Raw genomic sequence first — 17,332 nt, 5'->3', positions numbered from 1 at the left:
CCTTAAGTAGGACACCAACTCTGAGCTGGTATGGAGAGTGTGGTGCTGTGCTGAATCTTGATGGTGCTGCTTCCAGTGGTGCTGTAGTTCACTTGGATCAAAGTATTGTTTGCATTGGCCGTGCTGATTGTTCGTATGACGCTGAGACCTTGAAGAGGTGTTGGACTCTGCGATAAGTCCAGATTTGAGATCGTATTCAGATTGTTGGATTGTTCGTTGAGTAGTGCTGTCCCTAGAGTCGCATTCTCACACTGACCTGCGTCAGGCGTGTACGCAAGTTGTCCATTGGTTGTCATTGAGCTGTCAGCTTTCCATAGCGCAACCGTTTGGCGAACGTCTTCAAGATCCCTGTGGATGGCTGCATTGACGGTATCTCTTGCTCGGCTTTTGCCCAGGGCTTGCATGGAGTCTCCAAACAGACGCCCTGTCTGTGTGGTCAGTGCTACCAGGATGAAGGATGAAACCAGGGATTCGGTGAGTGTCATGGTCTAGCTCTTCCCTCGCTTAATCCTCCAGAAGTGTGAATGGAAAACACGGCTAAAGGCGCGTTTCCTCAGGGACAGGCTTGGCCGGAATTTTTGAGAAGTTGATCTTATTGTTTGCACCCATTCATTCTCTCTACTGGGCTTCTGTCTTTCGCTTGTAAAGGGAGTGTATTCACTGAAATGCTGACGATCTTATCCTGAGTGTTTGCTGAAAAGGGACAGTTGTTTAATTTGGTAGGTCAAGTCTGGCGTCATCAAAGATGAGGATCTCGACGTTTTTCAGGGTTTGATTTTCTTGATCAGATTGAGTAATCGTGCATTGTGTTTTGGTGCATCCGGCTGTTCCGTAGTTAGAGCGCTTTCCTTCCAAAAAAACAATGTCGAGGCCCGGGCCGCCATTGACTGTGTCGGCTCCAGTGCCAAGAAGGTAGATGTTTTTGTCGCCACCGCCGCCATCAAGACGATCATTTCCTCCACGTCCCACCAACACATCGATGCCGTCACCTCCATTCAAGGTGTCTGCATCGTTTGTTCCTCTAAGGAAGTCATTTCCTGCTTCGCCATTTAATATGCTCGAGCCGTTGTCCCCAGCTTCGATGATGTCATTGGCATCGGAGCCTGTGATCTTGTCTCCGCCGCCGTAACCGCAGACAAGCACATCTTCCCCAGCTTTGATGTTTGCAATTGGCACAGTGATGTCATCCGCTTCTCCTGCCTTGCCAGGGACATTCACAAGGTTCGATGCATCACAAAGGCTTCCTTCCGAAGGTCGTGAATAGAGAGGGCTGATTCTTGCGCGGGCTCCAGTGACGCTGCCGTATTTCACGGTGGCATGGCCCCTCAAAGCAAGAGTGAAGGAGGCATACTTGCCATCATTGGTTGTGACTGTGAATCCTCCATCTTCCGAGTCTCCATCAAGGCCATCCAAGATCAGACTCCATTCCATGCTGTTGTTGTATGAGCCGTCGTCTTCGAGCGCGGGGCCGCAACGCCAGAGGGTGTTGTTGGGCAGCCAATCGCTGGTGGAAGGTTTCACGGCATAGATCGCCAAGGGCAGATCCCGGCGCATGTCGATGGCAAAGCGAAATTCCGACGAAGTGTTGCTGGTATTGATTGGGCAGATCGGCGGAATCAGTACATTGCTGCTATTGCTGATTAAGCGTTCCGATAGTGCTATTTCAGCTTCAATAAAGGATGTTGCTCTCGACCAATCGTTGCGTTGGCGTTCCATGGCTTCGGCTTTTTCGCTGCTTTCGAGATGCGAAACGAGTGCTTGGCCTGCCACAGTGGCTGTCATCATTCCAATGAACGCTGCGACCAGGAGTTCAGTGAGTGTGAATCCCATTGTTTAAAAAGCAGTGTTGTAGTCGCAGCCACTGGATCGTTCAATTCCTTGGCGAACCAGTCCAAGGGGCTGGATGATGGCGATGCAGCGATTAGGAATGTCTGGAGAGAAATGTAATTTGATCAAACCGCCCTTCGAAATAGTTCCTCTTGGGGTGAAGACGATTTCAGTGGGCAGTGAATTGTTGCTTTCGTTGGTACAGCTCACCGAGCTTGGTGCTAAATCTGTTTGGCTGCAAACCACTAATTGTTGAGAATTTTCAACGATCTCCCGAAGGTTGAGTGCGCTGATATTGCTGCAATCATTTGTGTTTGGATCGGGCTCAAGTGAAGCCGTGCTGTCGATGACGTTGACGACGCACTTTTGCGCTTGCTGCACAGCGCGAAGGCGTATGTCTTCGATCCAGCTGGCAGCTTCGCGGGTTGCTGCTTTCAAGCGTTCCTGCTGCCAATTGCGTTGAAATGATGGGATAGCAATCCCGCTCAGTATGCCTGCAATGATCATCAATGCAAGCAATTCGATCAAGGTGAAGCCTGAATTTCTTTTCGAGCCCCTTGTCGTGACAACCATGATCAGAGCTTTTCAAATGATGTCCAGCTGTTCACTCCCAGGCCGATGTAATCCTGAACGCTGATGCCAAAGCGAGTGCCCAGGCCGGTGAACAGTTGTGACCCCATGTCTTTGGGGACCACCAATTGGGCGTTGTTTGAGTTTGAGCCGTCCCAGGTCTTGGCCCAAACGGCCCCGGAAATATCCACGCCGCCACATTCACCGGTTTCATCGCAGTCAGCTGTCGCCCCTGAGCCGCCATTGATGCCAACGGTGGCGCATGGAAAATATACAAACATGTTGGCTGCCTTTTGGTTGTTGCCTTGTGATGTGCCTGACAGGGTCACTGTTTGAATCGTGTCATTCTCATTAGCTGTGCTGCACTTCGGATCGGCATTCAGTGGCAGCCCATACATGGAGAGGTCTCCGGGACGGCCGTCATGAATGATCCCCGTGTTGCCTCCTGCCTTGACCGCCTCGCCCAATCCTTCGACGTAAAGACGCACCGGCCCTGAACTGGTGTCAATTTCCAAGCGCTCTTTACCGCTTAGCAGGATTGTATTGATTCTGCAGTGCGTGACCGGCGGGTTGCTTGTGTCGGTTGCGCAATAACCGTTGTTGTTGGTACTGCTGAGATCAGTGGTGGGGGTTGAGCTTGCAGTGATGAGGTATGTGGCATTGTTTTTCCCATTTCCTTTTATAGGTAGGTTGTTGACGTCGGCTGCTGTGCTTACAAATTGAAGGAGATTCGGAGGATTGGTGACATCATTGTCCGGGAAAGTGGGCACTGGTGGGAGATTAATCGGCCCTAGAAAAATCTGACCATCCACATCACTGTTGTTCAGTGCTCCAATGGCAGCTTCTGCTTGTGCTTGGGTCGGTGGACCGTTGGGATTGGGATTTTCGCAGCGGGTGCAGAGAACGTTTCCGGAGGTGGCACCTTTCACGTCATTATTGCCGAGATTGATATATGAGCCCAGGAGGCCTGGAAATCCGCTGGAAGAGCATTCGCCAGAGAAATCGCCGAAACGGCAGTTGCAGGGTTTTGGCTTTACGTCGAAGCTCATTTCCACTGCCGCGGTGGCAAGAATTTTGCTTTTATCGGCATTTTTTCTATAGCCGATTACGCGCAGACGACCTGTGCTGCCATAAAACTGTGTACCTGAATAGGCGTAGTAATCAATAACGTAATCCCCGCTTGGATTGGTGTTGCTTGACGTCAGGACGGGGGTTCCGCTTTGGGTGGCATCGGCGCAAATGGATGAGGGAAGGGATGGTGTGCCCCAGGTGCCGGTATTAATGCAATCGTTAGGGGGTGGGGCTGAGCCACTCTGGGAGTAACAGTTAATTAGGAGGTAGTTATAGTTTCGATTCAAGCCTTCGATCGTGCGCGCCAAACCCGCCTCGGCAATCGCTTTGGCTTGACGCGATTGTTCGAGACGGGTGGAGCCGACCAGGCCGCCAAAGCTGCGGGTAAGCATGGCGGCGCTTCCCGCGAGCATGATCAGACCTACGGTGATGACGAGGGGGAGTATGAATCCCTCTTCGGGAATCTGCTTATGGTGAAAAAGTTTCACCGTGCTGCGATAGAAGCTGTTAGTTTGTTCAATTTTGCCTGCTGTAAACCCCTGGAAAAGGTGATTTCCAGGGGGGGGCTGATCGCCACTGTTAGCTGCCGCCAGCAGGTGCTTAGGCGCAGCTTGGATCTGCTGGAGGAGTTGTACTTGCATTGATTGCCTGTTTTCTGACCCCTGTTGCTGGATTTACACACCCTTTCGCGCTGTATTTTTCATCTAAGTCTCCCAGGCCAGTTGCAGTGACTGTGAAAATATTATCGCCTGTTCCAGAGAAATTACCTGTTGTGAATTCGCAAAGGCTTGAGTCGTGTGAGTCGACTACTGCCTCCATCGTTGCATTTTTTTCATCGGTAGTTCCAGTCGTTAACCCTTCTGCTCCAGCTTGAGAAAGTATGGCGCCCAATCGTGTGGTGCATTCTGTTGCTTTTGCTTTGCTGGTCTGACTCAGGAAGTTTGGAAGTGCAACCGCAGATAGAATTCCCACAATTACAATTACGATCATCAGCTCCACCAAGGTGAAGCCTTTCTCGAGCAGATTGCGGCCTTTCTTGCGGTTGAGCAGTGCCAGCTGGAGCCGGCTATTAAGTGTGGTCATGGCTGGTCAGATGGTGATAAGTGAACTGGCACGTTTCGTGCTCACGGATCAACCATCTCCTTTTCTCATGGTTCGTACAGGAAGGAACGGCTAAAGCTTCCTAAGAAGGTTCTTAGGGTTGCTCTCAGCTTTTGCGGCGCACCGTTCTGCCATCACTGCGCGGTTGGCTTCAGTCCACCGCTCTGCTCTCGGTGATCGCCGGCTATGTGCTGCTGCTGCTGGTGAATGCAGCCTTGGGGGATCTCCAACGCAAACAGCAGCACCTGAAGCTGGCGGCATCCTTGCTGCAGCAGGCCTCCACCGGTGCTCTGGATGCTGGCCCACTCCTCTCCTTGGGTCTGGAAGCGCGTGTGCTTGCTGATGGTGAGTTGCAGTCGCCCACGCTCCAACCATGGCCATCCGGTCAGCAATGGTTGCTCAGCCGCTCCAGCTTTCAGTTACCCAATAGCGAGCGCCGTCTGCTTGAGCTGCGCCAAGACGTGACGGCCTCCTTGCAGCAGCAGCAGCTCTCACAGTTACTGCTGGTGGCCGCTGCCGGTGCTTCCATCCTGTTCACCTCCCTGCTCTTGCGGCCCGTGTTGAAGCGCGGGCTGGTGCTTCCCCTCAATGATCTCGATCAGGAGCTCCAGGCTCTCGAGGCCGACACCCTCGGTGAGCACCTACTCGATCCCAGCCGTCAGCCCCAGGAACTGCGTGCGATCGCTGAGGCCTTCAACAATCTCCAGCAACGCCTGGCTGCGGCCTGGCAACGGGAGCGCTCGTTTGTGGATGGCGTGGCCCATGAGCTGCGCACGCCGATCACGGTGATCTCCGGCCACAGCCAACGGTTGCAGCGCCAGGTGCTCGCCGATCCGGCCCGGGACTCGGTGAACTCGATCACGGCGGAGGCCAGACGGATGGGCCAGTTGCTCACCTCCCTGCGTGAACTGGCCCGCTGCGACGGCGGCCGGCTGCAACTGCATCCGGCCCTTCTCGATGCCGATGAAAAGCTGCTGCTGGCCTATGAGCAGGCCTGTGCCCATGCGGGGGAGCGCCTGCAGTTGCCGCTTCCCTCCGTGCAACGGCTGCCGCTGTTTTCTGCTGATGCCACCCGTCTGCAGCAGAGCCTGCAGTTGTTGATCAGCAATGCGCTCAGCTTCAGCACCGGCTCTGTGCGCCTGTTCGCCGAGGTGAGCGGCGATCAGCTGGTGTTGCATGTGCAGGATTCCGGGCCGGGCATTGCCGAAGCCGAGAGGGCGCTGGTGTTGCAGCGCTTTCAGCGCGGATCCACAGCCGCCGGGCAACGGGGGGCCGGCATCGGCCTGGCGCTGGTGGATGAACTCACGCGGGCGATGAACGGCGAGGTGGTGATTGCTGAGGCACCCGGCGGAGGGGCCGATCTGCAGCTGCGCTTCAAGGTTGCGGCAGCCGCGCCATGAAGCCCACCCCGCGCACGGTGTGCAGCAGCCGGGGACGATCGGGGCCTTCCAACTTGCGGCGCAGATAGCCCATGTACACATCCAGGGTGTTGGGGTCACCCACAAACGGCGCTCCCCAAACGCTGTCGAGGATCTGTTGGCGGGCCTGCACTTCGCCGTGGTGCTTCACCAGAAAGGCGAGCAGATCAAATTCCCGCTGGGAGAGGGCTAACTCCCGTTCGCCCTGCTGCACTTTTCGGCTCATCAGGTCCAGCTGCAGATCGCCGAGGGTCAACGTTTCGGCCGAAGCATCCGGGTTGGCATAGCGGCTGCGGCGCAGTTGGGCGCGCACCCTGGCGTGCAGTTCTGGCAGCTCGAACGGTTTGGTGATGTAGTCATCCGCTCCCAGATCGAGGGCTTGCACCCGGTCTTCCAGATCGTGGTGGGCCGTGAGCATCAGCACCGGTGTGGTGTCGCCGCTGCTGCGCAGGCGCCTGCAGATCTCAATGCCGTTGAAATCCGGCAGGTTCCAATCGAGCACCACCAGATCAAAATGCTGTTGGCGCAGCAGCAGCAAAGCCTCGGCTCCGCAGTTGGCCCCCTGGCACGCGATGCCGTCTTGGCTGAGTTCTTCGAGCAGAAACTGCAACAGCTCCGGGTCGTCGTCGACGATCAGCAGTTGGCCGCTGGGCTCCTCGGCCATCGCGAACAGGTCGTTGCCGTCACCTTATGGCTGGCGGGCGGGGAATGCTTCAGCCAGTTGTGCTGCTCCCGTTCCCATGTTTTGTTGTGAACCGTTTCGGCATCTGCCCAGGCCGCAGGCCCAGGGCTTTGTGATGCCCCTGGCTCTTGGGGTGTCATCCCTGCTCCTGTTGGGCAGCGCCTCCATTCACACCCTCAGCCTTCAGGGGCGCTTGCGGGCGGCGGCCCATCAGCAACGCGTCGCCGGCGCGGATCAGTTGCGCTCGGCGGCGCAGGCGTTTGCGGCGGCGGCCCAGGGCCCTCAGGCCTGCTTGCTGCCCTTGCCGTCGGCGGCCTGGGAGGCAGCGCCCTCCGCCTGCCCGCAGGCCGATCCCCAGCTCCTCACGAGTGGCGTTGTGGCTGGAGAGCCCTGGCGCCTGATCAACTGGCAGCCCGCTGCCAGCCGCGGAACTCTGCTGCTGGCCACAGGCGATGGCCGCAAGGCGCAGGTGCTGGTGCATCTGGTTGATGGCGATGGCATCACAGCGCTCGGGGAGCCCCAGCTGCTCGGCCGTACCGCTCAGGAGGAGGCCTGATGAACCTGATTGAAGTGTTGATCTCCAGCCTGCTGCTGGCGGGAAGCAGTGCCGCTGCTTTGGCGGTGTGGAGTCAGGCCGCAAGCGAAGTGGCGGCGTCCACTCGGCTCGAGCAGCAGGGGGATCAGTTGGAACAGCTCCGCCTGGCGAGCCATCGCTGGCTGATCGCCGAAGCCGGGCCCCACATGCTCACCCATGGCTCCTGCCGCTTTGCTGTGAGCAGCCTCAGCGCAGCCATGGATGAGGCGCTGCCGCTGCCCGAGGGGATCCGCCGGCACCTGAGTGCCGATCCCGATGGCGTTGGCCTCTGGCAGGAGCTCCAGGCGCACCCACCCCAGGGCCCTGCTGGCCCGCAGCGGCGTCAGCTGATTACCCCCGCGGCCTACGGCCTGTGCCAGCCATGACGCGTGTTCGCAATGGATTCACCCTGGTGGAGGTGATGGTGGTGGTCGCCATCGTAGGCATCACCTGCAGCATCGGCCTGGTGCATGCCGGTGCCGACCGGGATCGGTTGCAGCTCGAGGCGGCGGCCCGTCGCCTGCGCTTGGGACTTGAACGCGCTCGGCTTTCGGCCCGCCGGCATCAGCAGGCCTGTGCTGTGGCCCTTGGTCCTGAGGCCTGGCTGGCGGCTGAAAGCGACGCCTTGCCTCCTTGCAGGGGTGCGGCGCTGTCGCTCCAGGAGGGTGTGGGCCAGGCCGGAATCAAGGTGCACACCAATCTGCCTTCGGTGCTGCGGGTGTCAGCCAACGGGTTGTTGCTCGATGGCGGCACCACGGTGCTGCACCATCCCCGGGTGTCCAGCAGCCCCTGTCTGGTGGTGAGCCTGCCCCTGGGGATCAGCCGAATCGGCCGCTATACGGCGCCTTCCCCAGCGGAGGGAGAGGCGTTGCGCAGCAGCCAGTGTAAGCCGTTGCCTCAGGAGGGCTGACCCGGTGATGGATCGCCAACGCGCCAGGGGCTTCACCCTGTTGGAGCTGTTGCTGGCTTTGAGTTTGGGCACTGCATTGTTTGCGCTGTTGCTGCGCTTGATCGGTGCCGACCTGCGGCTGGGTTCGGCCATGGCCGAGCGCCTGCAGACCACCGGGCTGCAGCGTCGCACGTTGGCGCTGATCAAAGCCGAGATCGCAACCGCCCAGGGCTGGATGGTCGATCCTCCTCCTTCATCCTCCTGGCCCTGTCGCCTCAGCGGACGGCGACCCGTGCTCGCCATCGCCATGGGGGCCGGCGATCCAGATGCCCGGGGCAGCGCTGTGATCGTTTACTCCGTTGGCCGGGCACCTTCGGCGATCTGGCGGGGACAGGTGCTGATGCGTTGCGGTCCGTCTTACGGGATCGATGGCGTGATTAATCTTGAGGGGGCCTATCAAAACCGGGTGTTGCTGGATGCATTGCCCGATCGTTCCGTTCCTGGATTCAGCGCGCAGAACCATCCAACGCTTCCGCTGCTCCAACTGCAACTGGAGCAGGAGCTTCATGATCGGTCCGGTCAACAGCGGCGATTTCAGAGCCGCCTGGATGCTTGAGCAGAGAATGTGCTGGCTCGTTCATCCCCTAGTTGGGGGACGACCAGGGCTTGGCTCTGCCTTGAAATGAGAGTGTTGTTCCCAGGTTGGCTGATGCCTTGGCGGCCACGCCTGTTCACAGCACCATCCACAGCGATTCAGCGGCGTTTGGAACGCACAAGCCTGGTGGCCGTGTTGTTGGGCTACGGATTGCTGCTGGTGGTGAACCTGCAGGTGTTTGCCCAGCAGCGTTATCAACGCCAGCTGGACATCATGCGCAGGGCCGAGCGTGTCGTCCTGCGCAGCAGTGCCGAGCAGGTGGATGCGCAAACGCTGCAGCGCACCTTGAGCCACTTCTCCACCTTTGATCTGGCCCTCTGGGGGCATCCCGAGGGCTTTCCGGCCGGCATGGTGATGCCCCAGCTCAGCAGCAACGATCTGATCGTTTCCACGCCGGCGCTGCGTTTTCAGGCCGAAGAACAGGTGCGCCGCACGTCCCGTCCGCAAACCTTTGACGCCGAAGGCCGCACCTACATGGTGAGTGGCACGACCCTCAGCCTGGGCAAAACCCCCTGGAGCCTCTATCTCCTGAAGGACGTGAGCGAGGACGTGGCCCTGCAGCGCCAGCTCAATGGGATCCTCACCGCGGCAGCCCTGTTGGCGTCGTTGCTGACGCTGATCATCAATCGCCGCGGAATTCAGCGCAGCCTTCGCCCCCTGCGCCGTTTTGGTGAAACCCTCAGCGCCGTGCGCTCCAGTTCGCTGCAACAGCAACGCTTTACGCCGGGCCAGGAACCAGACGAGCTCCAGCCCCTTGCCCATGCCTTCAACGAGCTGCTGGACCGCCTGGCTCAGTCCTTTGAGCGTCAGCGCCAATTTGCCAGCACCGTGAGCCACGAGCTGCGCAACCCGATCACCCTGATCGCCGGCTACAGCCGCCGTTTATTGCGGCGTTCCCACAATCTCTCTGAGGAGCAGCGCCATCAACTGGCGATTGTCGAGGAGGAGAGCCGTCGTTTGGGGCGGCTGGTCACGGGCTTGCTGGCGATCACGCGAGCCGAAACCGGCAGTCTTCAACTCGAGCTCCAACCCTTGAGCGTTTGCGAGGCGGTGCAGCAGGCCATTGCCCTGGCCGAGGGGGCAGGCGAACGCCAGTTTCTCTTCTGCCCAGCGGAAGGCATCGATCCCCACAGCCTGCAGGCCTGGGCGGATCGCGACCGGGTGGTGCAGTGCCTCGTGAATCTGATCGAGAATGCCTGCAAGTACAGCCCCGCTCACACACCGGTTGAGATTGGCTGCTCCAGCACGCCGTCGCAGGTGGAGCTGCGCGTTCGCGACCATGGCCCGGGAATCCCTCTGGAGGAACGCAGCCTCGTGTTTGAGCGGTTCCGCCGCGGACAACACAACGCCGGTATCCCAGGCAGCGGCATCGGTCTGGCAGTGGTGTCCACTCTCGTCTCGCAGATGGAAGGAGCGGTGTCGGTGGAGGACGGCGAGGGCGGAGGAGCCGTGTTCGTGATCAGCCTCAGGCGATGCCCTCGTTCCTCGGATCCACGGCTCCAGCCTCATCGCCATTGAGGAGATAAAAGGCGATCACGGCGAGACAGGCGATGGTGAGAAACAAATGATCGATCCAGCCAAAGCGCACTCCCATGCCCATCAGGGCGATGTGGGTGTTCACCACCACCAGCACAACCAAGAAGGGAGCGAACAGCAAAGCAGGCAGCGGCTTGATGCTGCGGTGTTGACGCCACAGGCTCACCAAAGGGGGGATCAGCACGGCGGTTGAGAGGGCATGCAGCAGGCGCATGCTCACCTCGCTGTGCAGGTGGGGGGTGATCGTGGCCCAGAGGTTGGCCGGCACCAGCAAGGTGCAGAGGATGAGGTAGGCGATCATCAAGCCGATTGCAGAAGGATGCGGAAGCGGCTGCCCATCCCGGGTTCACTGGCCACAGTGATCGATCCCCCCATCGCTTCCACCAGTAATTTCACCACGGAGAGTCCGAGGCCGCTGCCGCTGTAGCCCCCGGTGTTCGACCCGCGATGGAAGCGTTCAAAGATGTGGGGTTGGTCGCTGCTGGGAATGCCGATGCCATGGTCGATCACCTCCACCTGAACGCCCTTGGCAACCCGCGCCAGGGTGAGCTCGATCGGTTGATCCGGCGGTGAGTATTTGTGGGCGTTTTCCACCAGGTTGACCAGCACCTGATGCAGCCGGGATGCATCGGCAAGAACGACAAGGCCGGCCTGATCGCTGGGCCCTTGCGCTTCAATCGTGCGCCCGTAGGCAGGCCCCTGCACGCGCACGATGGTGTCGATGACGGGTTGCAGCTGCACGGCTTCCTTCTTCACTTGCAACCGGCCGGAATCACTGCGGGAGAGATCGAGCAGGTCGTTGAGAAGCTGCTGCATGTCGGTGGTTTCGTCCTGGGCGTCCTGCAGGCGTTGCCTCAAGGCCGGATCCAGATCCGGCGCCTTGCGCATCACCCGTTTCAGCGAACCGGATACAAGGGTGAGTGGTGTTTGCAGTTCATGGCTCACCGCGCTCACGAATTGGCGCTGCTGACTCCACGACCAGGCCAGCCGCTCGATCAGGGCGTTGTAGGTGCGCGTGAGGCGGGTGAGCTCCACGGGCCCCGTGGGGACCGGCAGGGCCGCCGATTTCAGCCCGTCGGCGGTGAGTTCCGCGCTGCGGTCGCTCAGATCCTGCAGGGGCTTGGTGATCCGTCGCACCAGCAGGGTGACCAGCGCCAGGGAGCCTCCGAGGCAGCTTCCCCAGATCACGATCATCCAGCCCAGAAATTCCGTTTGCGATCGCCCCAGCCCGGTGATTTCCGTGCTGCTCCAGAGCAGGGCTCCGGAGTTCAACTTGCGGTCGAGCAGGGTGAGGTAGTCGCGCCCATTCACCTCGATCACATGGGCCTGTCCTGGCGTGCGCGTGCTGTTGGCGGCCATGGCTGTTTGCAGCAGGCCCTGCGGTAGCGGCAGATGCGAGCGCTCCGGGCTGAGCACCGAGCCATCCGGTTGCTCCAGCCAGAGTTGGGTGCGCACGCTGGAGTGATCCTGCAGTTCCCTGCGGATCACATCCTCTCCTTCGCCGCCGTGGGCCACCAGGCAGAACGCCAGCGATTCCGAACCAGCCCGGAGCTCCGCTTCCCCCACCTGCAGGCGTGTGCGCTCGCTCAACCAGAGCCCTGTGCTTGTGGCCGCTGTGAATCCCAGCAGCACGGCGGCATAGGTGGCCAGCTGCAACTGCCCCAGCATGCTGCCGGTGAGACGTTGCTTCCAGGGGCGCGACGGTTGCATAGGTCAATCCTGCTCGTTGCCGCTCAGGCAGGCAAGAATGCACCCCATCACACGCTTGCGCTGACGTGAGCTTTGCGTCGTCTCCCCTGGGCACCGCCCGGCCGAGCCTCTCGGGCCGCATGGCGCGCTGGGGTTTGGTGATCGTGGCGATTTATGTGCTCGTGGCCTTGGTCACCCCGCTGTTGCTGGCCGCTGGAGTGTTGCCCGACCCCAATGCCGGGCTGGACAACCCCATCTATGCACCTCCGTCGTTGCAGCACTGGTGCGGCACGGACCGGCTGGGGCGGGACGTGTGTGTGCGCACGTTGCAGGGCAGTGGGGTGGCGTTGCAGGTGGTGCTGCTGGCCGTCGCCCTTGCCCTTGTGATCGGAGTGCCCCTGGGCATGGTGAGCGGGTATCTCGGCGGCGCTGTGGACCGGATCCTGGTGTTGCTGATGGACACCCTTTACACCCTGCCGGTGCTGCTGCTGTCGGTGGTGCTGGCCTTTCTGCTCGGTCGGGGCATCCCCAACGCCGCGGCAGCCCTCTGCGTGGTGTACGTGCCCCAGTATTTCCGCGTGGTGCGCAATCAAACAGCCCAGGTGAAGGCTGAGTTGTTCGTGGAAGCCGCCCGCACCCTCGGGGCGGGGCCGCTTTGGATTCTGCGCCGCTACCTGCTGCGCAACGTGATCACGTCCGTGCCGGTGTTGCTCACGCTCAATGCCGCTGATGCGGTGTTGGTGCTGGGTGGCCTGGGATTTCTCGGCCTCGGTTTGCCGGAAACGGTTCCGGAATGGGGCAGTGATCTGAACCTGGCCCTGGCGGCTGTCCCCACGGGCATCTGGTGGACAGCCCTTTATCCAGGTCTGGCGATGTTCATCCTGGTGCTGGGCCTCTCCTTTCTGGGTGAAGGCTTGGAGGCTTGGGTGAGCAGCACGGGCCGAGACGCGGCACACTGAAAGCAGCGCTTGAACCATCCATGCCGTTCTGGGCCACGCTCGTTTTGCTGTCGCTGATGGTGATCCTCTGGGTGTCGGGCCGCGGCAATCCCGATGATGTGATCGGTCTGCTCGAGCAGATGCTGGCCATCACCCTGGGGCTGGTGGTTCTGTTTATCGGGCGCAGCCTGCTGCTTGAGGTGCTGGCGCTGGTGTTTGCGTTTCGCTTGCCTGCGGCTCGCCGGAACCATCCGGTTCAGCAGCGCACCCAGGGCAGCAAAGACGTGTTGATGCCGTTCTGATTATTGGCGTACTGAAGTAACGGATGGACGATCCTCAGAACGCCAGCTGAAACGCCACCAGAAAGCCCATCACGGTGAGGATGGCGTACTCCGAGAAGCTGATGATTCCCAGGGGCGTTTTGGTGTTGCCTCCCACACAGGCGCAGTTGAGGGCGAGCTTGTCGACATACACCGCCTTGATCACCGAGGCCATGCCGGGCACGCCCACCACCAGCGCGGCCCAACCGGCCAGAGCCAAGGGAGAACTGAGCAGAAAGCCAAGGCCGATCAGCAGCTCAACTCCGGGGTAGAGCTTTCCCCAGGGCCGCCAGCGCTGGGTGATGAGGTCGTACTTCACGAAGCTGGCCGCGAACGACTCCACATCCATCAGCTTGAGCATCGCCAGCGCGCAGATCGAAAAGCCCATGAAGTGTTGGATGATGGCTTCGCCCAGCACCAGGGCCATCAACAGAGCCGTGCCAAACACGGCAACCACGGGTGTGTAGGAGTAGTCAGCGCTTTCCGCCTCCTCTCCCAGCGCAGCGGCGAGTTCGCTGTACCCCCCGATGCGCCTGTCGCCCGCAAAAATCTGCGGCGTGGTCGGCACGTTGTGACGCTGCTTGAAGGCGTTCACCTCCTCCTGGCTGCTGAGCAGGTGGTCCTGAAAGGCGATGCCCCGGTTCTTCAGCAGCGCAATGGCCTTCAGTCCCCAGGGGCACTCATGCTCCGGCAGCGACATGCGATAAAGATGCACATCGTGAAGTTCGTCCGGCACCGGCAGTCCGTCGCTCTGGTCACGCCGGACCGTAGCCGCTGGTTCGAAGATCAGCAGCGCAATTTGGCGGTGCGCGGAAGATCCTCAAGGATCTCTCCATCCCCGCTCAGTGCTGGATAGCTGCGTCCCTGTTCCCGGCACCAGGCGGCCACCTGGGGATAGGCCCATTCGAACAGCAGATCGCCGTATTGCTCCGCTGGGATGCCTTCGCCGTTGTGCGGTGCCACGCCCGCTGCCTGGCGTTGGCGCAGCGCTTCGAACAGCAGAGTGGCCGTGGCCACCGACACATTCAGGGACTGCACCATCCCCCGCATCGGAATGAACACCGCTTGGTCCATCAAGCCCGTGGCCTCCTCGGTGAGACCCCACTTTTCAGCGCCGAGCACGAAGGCGCAGGGCCCGGTGAAGTCGCAGTCGCGGTAATCACGGGCATCCACCCCCAGGTTGGTGCCGTAGAGGCGGAAACCCTGCTCCTTGAGGTGGCGCACGGCGGAGCCGACGTCCGCATGGTCGCGCAGGGGAACCCAGCGCTGACTGCCCTGGGCCGTGCTGTTGAAGGTTCTCGGTCTGCCGCTGAAGCTCACGGCATGGGCTTCCAGCACACCCACCGCATCGCAGCTGCGCAGGATGGCCGAGAGGTTGTGGGGTTTTTCAACGTGCTCCACCAAAACCGTGAGGTCGGCCATCCGTTGATTGAGCACGGTGCGCAAGCGCTCGAAGCGGCGGGGGAGCAGGGGCATCAGCCGATGGGGGAATGCATGGAGCCTGCTTTGAGGGTATGCAACGCCCGACCCAGTCAGATTCCGACGCAACCTTGAGGCTGATCAGTCATGCATTGGCGTTGCAGCGATTCAGCATCAAGCTGACTTCACTAGCACTGGCATGAAGCGTTCGTTTGGCACCGGCGTTGCTGTGGTGATCGCCCTGGCGGCCACGGCACCTGCGTTCCATCCCGCGGCGACGGCTGCACCCCTCACGGTGTATGACTACGACAGGGATGACATGGATCGCCGCGATGGGACTGCAGGGCGTCGGGTGCGATCCAGTGCCGCTGCCGACACCGACACCAACAGCTGCGTGGAAGGCAGCGTGATCGGCGGATTGCTGGGGGCCGGCCTGGGCGCTGCTCTGTCCCGCGGCAATGGCCGCTGGATCGGTGTGCCGGTGGGAGGCGCTGCCGGTGCCCTGCTCGGTTGTCAGGTGGATGGAGGTTGATGGCGAAGGCGCCCTCCAGGCTTGGCTTTGATGGGCGTGTCCATGCGGTCGTTGCCCTCATTCCCCATGCACGGCTGGCCACCTACGGGCAGGTGGCCGATTGGATCGGCGCCTATGGCTGTGCGCGGCAGGTGGGTTGGGCCCTGCGCAGGCTGTCCCTGCCAACGCCCATCCCTTGGCAGCGGGTGGTGAATGCCCAAGGAAAGATTTCGATGAGCCTGAGTCGCGAGGGTTCGGATTGGATTCAGCGGGAGCTGCTGATCAGCGAAGGCATCCCCGTGGATGACGAGGGACGGCTGCCGCTGCGCCGTTTCCTCTGGGAGCCAGACCGAGAACAGTTAGCGCAGGTGCTTTTGCGCTGGGATGCCTCAAAAGCGGAAGCTGGTTTGAATCAATCCGCCGAGATTGTTGATGGTTGTACCGAGCCCAGTGGGGGATAAGGTGCCAACTTCCCCACCCACCTGCCATGCGTAGTAGATCGCAGGTGTGATGGCGATGTGATCAGACAGCTGCCAGCGGTACCAGGCTTCCCAGACCAAATTTGAATCATGGGCGATGCGGGCTACAGGAAATCCCCGAGGCGTTCCGACGCCACTGTCCGTCACGAATGGAGCTTGCCCAAGGGCTGTTCCGAAGCTGTTGCCTTCCAAGGCCTTGCTAGCCCATTGCAACCCAACCATCCACGATTGCACCCGCGGCCTGTACACCGGCATGTAGGGAGCTCGTTCAACAGAGCTATATCCCCAGCCCAGGCTGATGGACGGCCAAACGCCTGATATCAGCGGTTCCCAATAGGCACTAACGCCCACATTGCTGGTGCTGTTGGTTGGGAAGTTACTGTCTGGTCCTGATATCTCAATGGCGCGGGGTGTTCCATTCGGGAACGAGAGATTGCGGCTGTAGGTGTAGGCCGCAGCAACTCCCCATCGCCATCGCAGTTGTTCGCCTCTGAAGCTCAGTTGCGTAGTCCAGGACGAGCTCGTGGCCTTGCTTGCAAGACCACCTGCATTGGTAAAGCCGGAAGGCAGGACTCCAGGGGTTTGCGCATTATTGGGATTTGAATTGCTGAATTGGCCATTGACTGCGATGTAGCTGCTGCTCAATCGCAGATTGTCACGACCAAAGAGTCGTTGAAGCGTGAACCCCCCGCCCGCACCAAGAGCATTGAAGTTGTAAGTGGCCGGTGCCCCAGCAAACGTGAAAAGGCTGAGGATTTTTCCTTTGTTGTAGGCGCTGGGCCAGAGACCGAGCATCCCTGGATCATCCATTCGAACGATCGGCCCGAGGGCAACCTTCACATCTGCCCCAAAGGGGACTGAGTAAAACAACCTGTTAATCCCAAAAGTATTGGCCAGGGCTGGCTCCTGAAATGCACTCTCAAGAGTGTTGATGGCCAGGTAGTTATTGCCAAAACCGCTGTTTTGGAAGTTGCCTGCGCGCAATCGTGTGCGCAGGAGATCGTTGCCGGTAAAGCTTGTATCCAGGTCGATTTCGACGTTGTAGTTGAAGCTGGCCGCTCCATTCATCGTCTGGGCCATTGGCACAGACCAAAACCCGAAGGTGTCTGAACCCGAGTAGGTATTTGCGCCCACCACGAACACGCTCCGTCCTTTCAGCCGAGTGGTGGTGGAGAACTGGGTCGCTTCCAGCTCGCCCACGCGGGCTTCCAGACCGTCCACACGGCCCTTGAGGATCGCGAGTTCCTTCTCGAACTCCTTCATCAGGCGCTTGAGCTCGTCGGTCACTTCGGTGACGCGGTCGAGACAGGCGTTCAGCAGGGCAGCCGCTTCAAAGCGGGTCATGGCCCGGTTGCCGCGGTAAGTGCCGTTGGGGTAGCCAGCGACGCAGCCGTAGCGCTCGATCAGGTTGCTCAGTGCCTGGTATGCCCAGTCGGTGGGAACCACATCGGAGAACTGAGTGATGCTGGTGACCTGCTCGAGGCTGTCGCCTGTTATGTCCGTGGCTTCAACCGACACAGGAGCCAAAACCACGAGAGCCGTGCTCGCCGAGATCACTCGATGCACTGCAAGCGCTGGCACGTTTGTACTCAAAAAAACAGCTGAACTATGGCTTGGTTCCGCAGAGGTTGTGGCGCTAGCTCTGGAGAAGGT

Annotated in this window: 21 protein-coding genes; 10 read left to right on the top strand and 11 right to left on the bottom strand. The window is 60.1% G+C overall.

The genetic code is table 11. The features are described from left to right. Positions 1–2: 2 nt before the first annotated feature. The 5 genes from SynBMKMC1_RS09845 to SynBMKMC1_RS14790 all read right to left on the bottom strand — a co-directional run bounded on the left by SynBMKMC1_RS09845 (position 3) and on the right by SynBMKMC1_RS14790 (position 4,551). Entirely contained in the window at positions 3–485 is a 483-nt protein-coding gene (locus tag SynBMKMC1_RS09845; protein WP_186471599.1) for a hypothetical protein, read from the bottom strand. A 226-nt stretch (positions 486–711) separates the two neighbouring features. After that, the gene (locus SynBMKMC1_RS09840; protein WP_186471598.1) at positions 712–1,782 is read right to left on the bottom strand and encodes a calcium-binding protein; all 1,071 of its coding nucleotides are present in this window, start codon (positions 1,780–1,782) and stop codon (positions 712–714) included. Between the two features lie 51 nt (positions 1,783–1,833). Then, positions 1,834–2,400: a Tfp pilus assembly protein FimT/FimU gene (locus SynBMKMC1_RS09835; RefSeq protein ID WP_222930357.1), complete on the bottom strand. Its 567-nt coding sequence runs from the start codon at positions 2,398–2,400 to the stop codon at positions 1,834–1,836. A 2-nt stretch (positions 2,401–2,402) separates the two neighbouring features. Then, complete coding sequence (locus SynBMKMC1_RS09830) at positions 2,403–4,109, bottom strand: hypothetical protein (RefSeq protein WP_186471596.1); 1,707 nt, start codon at positions 4,107–4,109, stop codon at positions 2,403–2,405. Next, the gene (locus SynBMKMC1_RS14790; protein WP_186471595.1) at positions 4,069–4,551 is read right to left on the bottom strand and encodes a type IV pilin protein; all 483 of its coding nucleotides are present in this window, start codon (positions 4,549–4,551) and stop codon (positions 4,069–4,071) included. The genes SynBMKMC1_RS09830 and SynBMKMC1_RS14790 overlap by 41 nt, the downstream gene beginning before the upstream one ends. Before the next feature lie 131 nt (positions 4,552–4,682). On the opposite strand from SynBMKMC1_RS14790, the gene SynBMKMC1_RS09820 reads away from it, so the two are divergent. Beyond that, positions 4,683–5,969, top strand: coding sequence for a sensor histidine kinase KdpD (locus SynBMKMC1_RS09820; RefSeq protein WP_186471594.1), 1,287 nt, complete (start codon positions 4,683–4,685; stop codon positions 5,967–5,969). On the opposite strand, the gene SynBMKMC1_RS09815 is transcribed toward SynBMKMC1_RS09820, so the two are convergent. After that, a complete protein-coding gene (locus SynBMKMC1_RS09815) occupies positions 5,944–6,651 on the bottom strand; it encodes a response regulator transcription factor (RefSeq protein ID WP_186471593.1) in 708 nt (235 codons plus the stop codon). The genes SynBMKMC1_RS09820 and SynBMKMC1_RS09815 overlap by 26 nt on opposite strands. Positions 6,652–6,784: 133 nt before the next feature. Between SynBMKMC1_RS09815 and SynBMKMC1_RS09810 the strand changes: the two genes are divergently transcribed. The 5 genes from SynBMKMC1_RS09810 to SynBMKMC1_RS09790 all read left to right on the top strand — a co-directional run bounded on the left by SynBMKMC1_RS09810 (position 6,785) and on the right by SynBMKMC1_RS09790 (position 10,305). Then, positions 6,785–7,225 (top strand): hypothetical protein, encoded by a 441-nt coding sequence (locus tag SynBMKMC1_RS09810; protein WP_255486160.1) that lies wholly within the window; start codon positions 6,785–6,787, stop codon positions 7,223–7,225. Continuing rightward, entirely contained in the window at positions 7,225–7,629 is a 405-nt protein-coding gene (locus tag SynBMKMC1_RS09805; protein WP_186471591.1) for a hypothetical protein, read from the top strand. The genes SynBMKMC1_RS09810 and SynBMKMC1_RS09805 overlap by 1 nt, the downstream gene beginning before the upstream one ends. Next, positions 7,626–8,153 (top strand): prepilin-type N-terminal cleavage/methylation domain-containing protein, encoded by a 528-nt coding sequence (locus tag SynBMKMC1_RS09800; protein WP_186471590.1) that lies wholly within the window; start codon positions 7,626–7,628, stop codon positions 8,151–8,153. Before SynBMKMC1_RS09805 ends, SynBMKMC1_RS09800 begins: the two co-directional genes overlap by 4 nt. Positions 8,154–8,160: 7 nt before the next feature. Continuing rightward, positions 8,161–8,748, top strand: coding sequence for a prepilin-type N-terminal cleavage/methylation domain-containing protein (locus SynBMKMC1_RS09795; RefSeq protein WP_186471589.1), 588 nt, complete (start codon positions 8,161–8,163; stop codon positions 8,746–8,748). A 93-nt stretch (positions 8,749–8,841) separates the two neighbouring features. Beyond that, positions 8,842–10,305, top strand: coding sequence for a HAMP domain-containing sensor histidine kinase (locus SynBMKMC1_RS09790; protein ID WP_186471588.1), 1,464 nt, complete (start codon positions 8,842–8,844; stop codon positions 10,303–10,305). Here the strand turns inward: SynBMKMC1_RS09790 and SynBMKMC1_RS09785 are convergent. Together SynBMKMC1_RS09785 and SynBMKMC1_RS09780 are read right to left on the bottom strand one after the other, a co-directional pair. Beyond that, on the bottom strand, positions 10,253–10,624 hold the full coding sequence (locus SynBMKMC1_RS09785) for a hypothetical protein (protein ID WP_186471587.1): 372 nt from the start codon (positions 10,622–10,624) through the stop codon (positions 10,253–10,255). The genes SynBMKMC1_RS09790 and SynBMKMC1_RS09785 overlap by 53 nt on opposite strands. Beyond that, the gene (locus SynBMKMC1_RS09780) at positions 10,624–12,033 is read right to left on the bottom strand and encodes a HAMP domain-containing sensor histidine kinase (protein ID WP_186471586.1); all 1,410 of its coding nucleotides are present in this window, start codon (positions 12,031–12,033) and stop codon (positions 10,624–10,626) included. The genes SynBMKMC1_RS09785 and SynBMKMC1_RS09780 overlap by 1 nt, the downstream gene beginning before the upstream one ends. A 119-nt stretch (positions 12,034–12,152) precedes the next feature. Here SynBMKMC1_RS09780 and SynBMKMC1_RS09775 point away from each other — a divergent pair, with 119 nt between their 5' ends. Next, positions 12,153–12,971: an ABC transporter permease gene (locus tag SynBMKMC1_RS09775; protein ID WP_255486395.1), complete on the top strand. Its 819-nt coding sequence runs from the start codon at positions 12,153–12,155 to the stop codon at positions 12,969–12,971. Positions 12,972–12,991: 20 nt separating this feature from the next. Then, on the top strand, positions 12,992–13,252 hold the full coding sequence (locus tag SynBMKMC1_RS09770; protein WP_186471584.1) for a hypothetical protein: 261 nt from the start codon (positions 12,992–12,994) through the stop codon (positions 13,250–13,252). Positions 13,253–13,286: 34 nt separating this feature from the next. Here the strand turns inward: SynBMKMC1_RS09770 and SynBMKMC1_RS09765 are convergent, their stop codons facing one another. Beyond that, positions 13,287–14,006: a MauE/DoxX family redox-associated membrane protein gene (locus SynBMKMC1_RS09765; RefSeq protein ID WP_186471583.1), complete on the bottom strand. Its 720-nt coding sequence runs from the start codon at positions 14,004–14,006 to the stop codon at positions 13,287–13,289. A gap of 50 nt (positions 14,007–14,056) precedes the next feature. Next, positions 14,057–14,746: a tRNA (guanosine(18)-2'-O)-methyltransferase TrmH gene (gene trmH / locus SynBMKMC1_RS09760; RefSeq protein WP_186471582.1), complete on the bottom strand. Its 690-nt coding sequence runs from the start codon at positions 14,744–14,746 to the stop codon at positions 14,057–14,059. 142 nt (positions 14,747–14,888) lie between these two features. On the opposite strand from trmH, the gene SynBMKMC1_RS09755 reads away from it, so the two are divergent. Together SynBMKMC1_RS09755 and SynBMKMC1_RS09750 are read left to right on the top strand one after the other, a co-directional pair. Further along, positions 14,889–15,221 carry a glycine zipper 2TM domain-containing protein gene (locus SynBMKMC1_RS09755; protein WP_186471581.1) on the top strand — a complete coding sequence of 111 codons (333 nt, stop codon included), beginning with the start codon at positions 14,889–14,891 and terminating at the stop codon, positions 15,219–15,221. Further along, positions 15,221–15,661 (top strand): MGMT family protein, encoded by a 441-nt coding sequence (locus SynBMKMC1_RS09750; protein WP_186471580.1) that lies wholly within the window; start codon positions 15,221–15,223, stop codon positions 15,659–15,661. Before SynBMKMC1_RS09755 ends, SynBMKMC1_RS09750 begins: the two co-directional genes overlap by 1 nt. Here SynBMKMC1_RS09750 and SynBMKMC1_RS09745 read toward each other — a convergent pair. Continuing rightward, complete coding sequence (locus SynBMKMC1_RS09745) at positions 15,590–17,260, bottom strand: iron uptake porin (protein WP_255486159.1); 1,671 nt, start codon at positions 17,258–17,260, stop codon at positions 15,590–15,592. The genes SynBMKMC1_RS09750 and SynBMKMC1_RS09745 overlap by 72 nt on opposite strands. Between the last annotated feature and the right edge of the window lie 72 nt (positions 17,261–17,332).

The organism is Synechococcus sp. BMK-MC-1 (genome assembly GCF_014279955.1).
Lineage (GTDB): Bacteria > Cyanobacteriota > Cyanobacteriia > PCC-6307 > Cyanobiaceae > Synechococcus_C.
This window is presented reverse-complemented; position numbering and strand designations above follow the sequence as displayed.